Here is a 6,290-nt window from a genome sequence, read left to right as displayed (position 1 = left end):
CCGGGGCGGGGGGGGGGGGGCGGACCCCGGTCGGGCGAATGTCGGCGCCGGGGCGTGGCCCCGCGGGCCACCGGTGGTACGTCGTACGCCATGCAGCCAGGCACACCACCGACGGTGACCCCCTTCCTCCGCACGGCCGCCGCCTACGCGTGGCGCGTCCTCGTCGTCGGCCTGCTCGTCTACAGCCTGTTCGCCGTGCTCGGCCGCTTCCACGAGATCGGCGTCGCCGTCTTCCTGGGCCTGGTGATCACCGCACTGCTGCGCCCCGTCGCCGACGTCGTCGCCCGCGGCCTGCCCCGGCCCTTCGCCGTCGCCCTCACCCTGCTCGGCAGCATCGCCCTCGTCCTAGGGGTGCTCGCGCTCGTCGGCGAGGCGGTGGCGGGCGAGCGGACGACGCTGGTCCGCGAGTTCCGGGTGGGGGTCGGCCGGATCGAGGACTGGCTGGAACGGCCGCCGTTCCGGCTGGACCCGGGGGCGCTCACCGACCTCCAGGCCAGGATCGGCGACTTCCTCTCCAGCCACCGGTCGGTCCTCGTCAGCACGGCGCTGAGCGGCGCCGGCCATGTGGTCGCCGTCCTCACGACCCTCGCCCTCGCCCTCTTCTGCGCGGTGTTCTTCGTCCACTCGGGAGACCGCCAGTGGCGATGGTTCCAGGAGCAGTTGCCGCGCTCCGTGCGCGGCCGGGTGGGCATCGGAGGCAGCGCGGCCTGGCGCACCTTCACCGGGTACACGCACGGGATCGTGCTGGTCGCCGCCGTGAACGCGGTCCTCGTCGGCGTCGCGCTGTGGCTCCTCGGGGTCCCGCTCGCGGTGCCGCTGGCCCTGCTGGAGTTCCTCGCCGCCTTCGTCCCGCTGATCGGCTCGCCCATCGCCCTCGCCGTGGCCGCCGTCGTCGCCCTCGCCTCGCAGGGGCCCCTGGTGGCGGCCCTCGTGGTCGCGCTGATCGTGGTCATCGGCCAGATCGAGGGCCACCTGCTCCACCCCCTCGTCATGAGCTGGGCCGTACGGCTGCACCCCCTCGTCGTGGCCATCTCGGTCGTCGCCGGGTCCATCGCCGCCGGCATCGTCGGTGCCGTGGTGGCCGTCCCGCTCGTCTCGGTCGTCTGGTCCGTCCACACGGCCCTGCGCGAGGCCCGGACGTCGGCGAACGCGTGAGCGACGGGACGGGCATATCTCCGGCGCAATTGTCAGAGGCCGCCTCTAGGCTGTGTTCCGTTCGCGATCTATGAGGGGGGGTCCTCGAGGTCGCCGTCCCACTCTGCGCACACGAGGTGATGCACCATGACTTCCGCGACCCCGGACGACGAGAAGGCACCGGATTCCAGCACGTTCCAGGTCGACCTGCGCGGCCTCGTCGACCTCCTTTCCCACCATCTCTACTCCAGCCCCCGGGTGTACGTCCGCGAGCTCCTGCAGAACGCCGTGGACGCCGTCACCGCCCGCCAGGCCCTCGACCCGGTCGCGACGATCGGCATCCGGCTCCGCGCCGCCGACGGCACCGTGTCCATCGAGGACAGCGGCATCGGTCTGACCGCCGACGAGGTCCACACCCTGCTCGCCACCATCGGCCGCAGCTCCAAGCGCGGCGGCGAGCACGGCCTCGAGTCCGCCCGGCGCGAGTTCCTCGGCCAGTTCGGCATCGGCCTGCTGGCCTGCTTCGTCGTGGCACGGCGGATCAGGGTCGTCACCCGCTCCGCACGCACCCCGTGGGCCGCACCCGTGGAATGGCTCGCCTCCGACGACGGCTCGTACACGGTCAGGACGCTGCCCGACGAAGCCCGACCCGAGCCCGGCACCACCGTGTACCTGGAAGCCCGCCCCGGTGTCGGCGAGTGGACGGAGCCCGCACGCGTCGAGGAGCTGGCCCGGGACTTCGGCTCCCTCCTCCCGTACGACATCACCTTCGCCGGCCCGGACTCCGTCGAGCGAGCGGTCACCGACCGCCCCGCCGTCTGGGACCGCCCCCACCCCACCCCCGCCTCCCGCCGGGTGGCGCTCGCCGGCCACTGCGCCCAGGTCTTCGGCTTCACCCCGCTCGACACCATCGACCTCGACCTCCCGGTCGCCGGAGTGCGCGGTGTGGCGTACGTGCTCCCCGAACCGACCAGCCCCGCGCACCGCGCCGGACACCGCACCTACCTCAAGGGCATGCTGCTCACCGACCACGCGAGCAACCTGCTGCCCGAATGGGCCTTCTTCGTCCGGGCCGTCGTGGACACGGACACCCTGCGGCCCACCGCCTCGCGCGAGAACCTGTACGACGACGAGACCCTCGCCGCCGTACGCGAGGCACTCGGCGCCCGGATCCGGCAGTGGCTCGCCGAACTCGCCGCCGGCGACCCCGGGCGACTCGCCGCCTTCCTGCGCGTCCACCACCTCGGCGTGAAGTCCCTCGCACGCCACGACCCCGAGCTCTTCGAGCTCATGCTCCCCTGGCTCCCCTTCGAGACCAGCGACGGAGACGTCGGCCTGGAGGAGTTCGCCGCCGCCCACGACGAGATCCACTTCACCCGGACCGTGGAGGAGTTCCGGCAGATCGCCCCGATCGCCGCCGCCCACGGCCTCGGCGTCGTCAACGCCGGCTACACCTACGACGCCGAGCTGCTCGCCCTGCTGCCCACCGTCCGCCCCGGAGTGAAGGTCACCGAACTCGACGCCGGCGCCGTCACCGACCGCCTCGACCCGGTGCCCACCACCGCGGAACTGGCCCTCGCCTCCTTCCTCGCCACCGCCCGCACCCGCCTCGACCCGCACGGCTGCGACGTCGTGCTCCGCGCCTTCCAGCCGGTGAGCGTCCCCGCGCTCTTCCTCGACGACCGCCAGGCACGGCAGGAGCGCGACCGCGCCACCGCCCAGGAGAACGCCGACTCGCTGTGGAGCGACATCCTCGGCGCCCTGCGCGGCACGGCACCCCGGGCACGTCTCGTCCTCAACCACAACAACCCGCTGATCCGCCGGATCGCCGGCCTGCCCGACGCCGAACTCACCGGCACCGCCGTCGAATCGCTCTACGGCCAGGCCCTCCTGATGTCCCAGCGGCCCCTGCGCCCCGCCGACTCCACCCTGCTCAACCGGGCCTTCCTCGGACTCCTGGAATGGGCCACCCACCGCACCGCGCCCGCGAACGCAGAGGAGAACGACGCGTGACCACCATGACCCCCGAGGACATCCGCCGCGGCCTCGCGGAGAACGCTCGCGCACCCCACGGCGCCGCGCGCAACGTCCACGCGGAGACGCTCGGCGCGGCCGCCGAGGCCACCGGCGACCGGCAGCTCTTCCGCGCCGCCCTCGTCTGCCTCATCGAGGCGTACGAGTACAGCGCCGAACGCACCAAGATGGTCGTGCCCTTCGCCCGGCTGCTCCAGGAGTACGACCGCGACCCCGGCTCCTTCGCCGCCCACGAGGTCCACCGGCTCTTCTGGCGCTTCAAATGGGTGGCCGGACGCATCGTCGAGTCCCCCGAGATCCCGCTCACCGCCGTCGACGGCTGGCTCACCGACATGGAGCGCCGCTACCGCCTGGCCGGATACAGCGAACGAGCCGTCCGGCAGGCCGAGTTCCACCTCGCCGACGCCATCGGAGACCAGGACAGGACCGAACGCGCCATCGCCGGCTGGGCCGCCGCCGAGCGCGACGCGATGAGCGACTGCCACGCCTGCGAGATCAACACCCAGGGCTGGTACTGGGCCCGCAAGGGCGACGACGCCAAGGCGATCGAGGTCTGGCAGCCGGTCCTCTCCGACGGCCTCTCCTGCATGGAGGAGCCCCACCGGGTACTCGCCCACGCCCTCCTCCCGCTGGCCCGCCTCGGCCGCACCGACGAGGCCCGCTCGTACCACCTCCGCGGCTACCGCATGGTCCGCGGCAAGGAGAGCCTGCTCCGCTCGGTCGGCGAGCACATCGAGTTCTGCGCCCTCACCGGCAACGAGTCGCGCGGTCTGGAGATCCTCGCCGAGCACGCCGCCCACCTCGGACCGCTCGCCGACGTCGAATCGCAGATGGAGTTCTCCGGCGGCGTGCTCGTCCTGCTCCGGCGGCTCACCGACCTCGGCCATGGCGACCGGCCCGCGGTCTCCTACGCCGGCACGCAGCGCACCGTGAAGGAGCTGTACGAACTCCTGTACGCTGACGCCACCGACATCGCCGCCCGCTTCGACGCCCGCAACGGCACCCCCCTCGTCTCCCAGCGCCTGGTCGACCGGATCGCCGGCCGCCCCGTGGCCGACGCCCTCCCGCTGGGTGTGCGCAGCGCCCTGCTGCCCACCGCCGCCCTCCCCGCCCAGCGCACCGGGCAGGCGGGAACCGGCCTCGACGCCGCAGACGCGCGGGACGCCGGATCGCACCCGGCCGAGCCCGACTTCCCCGCACTCGTCGAACGGGCCCGCGCGGCCCGACAGCAGGGGCACCCCTCGGCCGACGCCCTCTGGGCCCGGGTGGCCCAGCTCGCGGAGACCGGCGGGGACGCCGGGGCAGGCGGCGGGACCGACCCCGTGACCGCCACCGACCCCGTCCTGGCCGCGGACCTCCTCGCGCACCGCGCCGTGACCGCGGCGCGGGCCGACGACCCGGCCGCCGGCGACCTCTACATCGAAGCGGCCGGGGCCTACCGGGCCGCCGGACAGCTCGGCCGCGCGGCCCACGCCGAGCTCGGCGCCGCCGGATGCGCGGTCCGGCGCGACGCCGAACCCGCGGAGACACGAGCCCTCCTCGCCGCCGCGGCCCGGGCCGCCCGAGCGCTCGACGAGGCGGACCCGGAGCGCACCCGGCGCCTCCTCGGGGCCGAACTCACCACCCTCCGCATCGAGGCACACCTGCGCGAGGCCGCCGCCGACGACGCCGCACCGCTCTCCGACACCGACCGCCTCGCGACCGAACTCGCGCGCGTCGTCGCGGAGCACGGCGACGAGCCCGCCGCCCGCACCGCGGGACCGGGCAGCATCGCCGACCTCGTCGCCGACAGCGAAGTGACCCTCGCCAGGCTGGCCCTCGCCGAACACGACCTCGACAAGGCGGCACCCCTGCTCGCCGCCGCGGCGGACCGACTGCTCGCGGCCCAGCAGCCCTGGGACGCGGTGGAACCACTCGCCCTGCGGGCGAGCGTCCTCGCGGCCCGCGGCGAACTCGCCGCCGCCGCGTCCACGGCCCGCACCGCCCTCGACCACGCCGCCGAACTGACCGACGGAACCGAACAGGCCGGCGTACGCCTCACCCTCGCCGACATCCTCCTGCGCCAAGGCGCCGACGGAGCCCGGGAAGCGGCCCTCCACGCCCTCGACGCCACCCACTGGCTCGACCAGGCCGGACACGCGGCGACGGCGGGAGCCCGGGCGAGACTCCTCCTCGCCCGGGCCTACGCGGCGGCCGAGCGGACCGCCGAGGCCGCCGAGGTGCTCCAGTCCGCGCTCCCCGACCTCCTGGAGCACGGCGAGGCGGACGGCGTGCAGGCCAGGGAGCTGCTCGGCGGCCTCCTCCGGGAGCTGCGCGACCCCCGCGCAGCGGCCGAGCAGTACCTGCTGGCCGCCGAGACGGCGAAGGGCTGGGACGAGCCCGCGTTCGAGGCCGGCCTCGCCCACTCGGCCGGCGAGGCCCTCGCCGCCTCGCGCCTCACCACCGAGGCCGAAGCCGCCTACGAGCGGTCCCTCGAACTGTGGCGCCGAGCCGGCGGCAACCCGACGGCGGAGGCACGCCTCCTTCGCTCGCTGGCCTGGCTGGCCGCCGCCGACGACACGACCGACACCGGGTCCGCCTGCGCCCGTGCCCTGATGGAGCAGGCGGCAGCCGCCGTGGAGGGCTCCGACGAGCCCGACCTGCGGTACGAGCAGGCACAGACCTGGCAGCAGCTCGCCCGGCTCCTCCAGAACACCCTGCCCGAGGACGAGGACGAGGACGAGGACGAGGAGGGGAAGGAAGGTGAGGCCGGGGCGCGCGCGATCCGGGAGCAGGTCCTCGCCCTCTCCGACCGTGCCGCCGGTCTCTACGCCGGGCTCGGCACCGACGCCCTGACCGAACGTTTCCAGTGCCAGGCCTACGCGGCATGGACGGAGCAGGAGCTGGGTCGCACGGCGGAGGCCGTCGCCCGGATGACGGCGTTCGTCTCCGAACTCGGCACGTACGAAGGGCCCGAGGCGGCCGAACTCAAGGCGAGGGCGGAGAACGTGCTCGACGGGCTCGACTGACGCCGACGGAGGCGGGGGGGGGGGGGGGGGCGCCCCCCCCCCCCCCCCCGCCCCCCCCCCCCCCAACAAAAAGAGACACCACACAAAAAACCACCCCCCCCCCCCCCCCACAAA

General features: G+C 74.5%; 3 protein-coding genes. All 3 read left to right on the top strand.

Going from position 1 to position 6,290, the window contains the following annotated elements; genetic code table 11:
• Window positions 1–90: 90 nt before the first annotated feature.
• The 3 genes from ACFCY7_RS38110 to ACFCY7_RS38100 all read left to right on the top strand — a co-directional run bounded on the left by ACFCY7_RS38110 (window position 91) and on the right by ACFCY7_RS38100 (window position 6,176).
• Window positions 91–1,155: an AI-2E family transporter gene (locus tag ACFCY7_RS38110; protein ID WP_376490674.1), complete on the top strand. Its 1,065-nt coding sequence runs from the start codon at window positions 91–93 to the stop codon at window positions 1,153–1,155.
• A gap of 126 nt (window positions 1,156–1,281) precedes the next feature.
• Window positions 1,282–3,147 (top strand): HSP90 family protein, encoded by a 1,866-nt coding sequence (locus ACFCY7_RS38105; RefSeq protein WP_376490673.1) that lies wholly within the window; start codon window positions 1,282–1,284, stop codon window positions 3,145–3,147.
• Window positions 3,144–6,176 (top strand): tetratricopeptide repeat protein, encoded by a 3,033-nt coding sequence (locus ACFCY7_RS38100; RefSeq protein WP_376490672.1) that lies wholly within the window; start codon window positions 3,144–3,146, stop codon window positions 6,174–6,176. The genes ACFCY7_RS38105 and ACFCY7_RS38100 overlap by 4 nt, the downstream gene beginning before the upstream one ends.
• Window positions 6,177–6,290: the final 114 nt, after the last annotated feature.

It is taken from the genome of Streptomyces sp. NPDC056361 (assembly GCF_042262805.1).
In the GTDB taxonomy this organism is placed as follows: Bacteria; Actinomycetota; Actinomycetes; order Streptomycetales; family Streptomycetaceae; genus Streptomyces.
The sequence above is the reverse complement of the archived record's forward strand: the minus strand, read 5'-3'. Positions and strand labels throughout refer to the sequence as shown.

Coding starts and splice junctions, on each gene's coding strand:
- ACFCY7_RS38110 (WP_376490674.1), top strand. CDS start 91: ATGCAGCCAGGCACACCACCGACGGTGACCCCCTTCCTCCGCACGGCC.
- ACFCY7_RS38105 (WP_376490673.1), top strand. CDS start 1,282: ATGACTTCCGCGACCCCGGACGACGAGAAGGCACCGGATTCCAGCACG.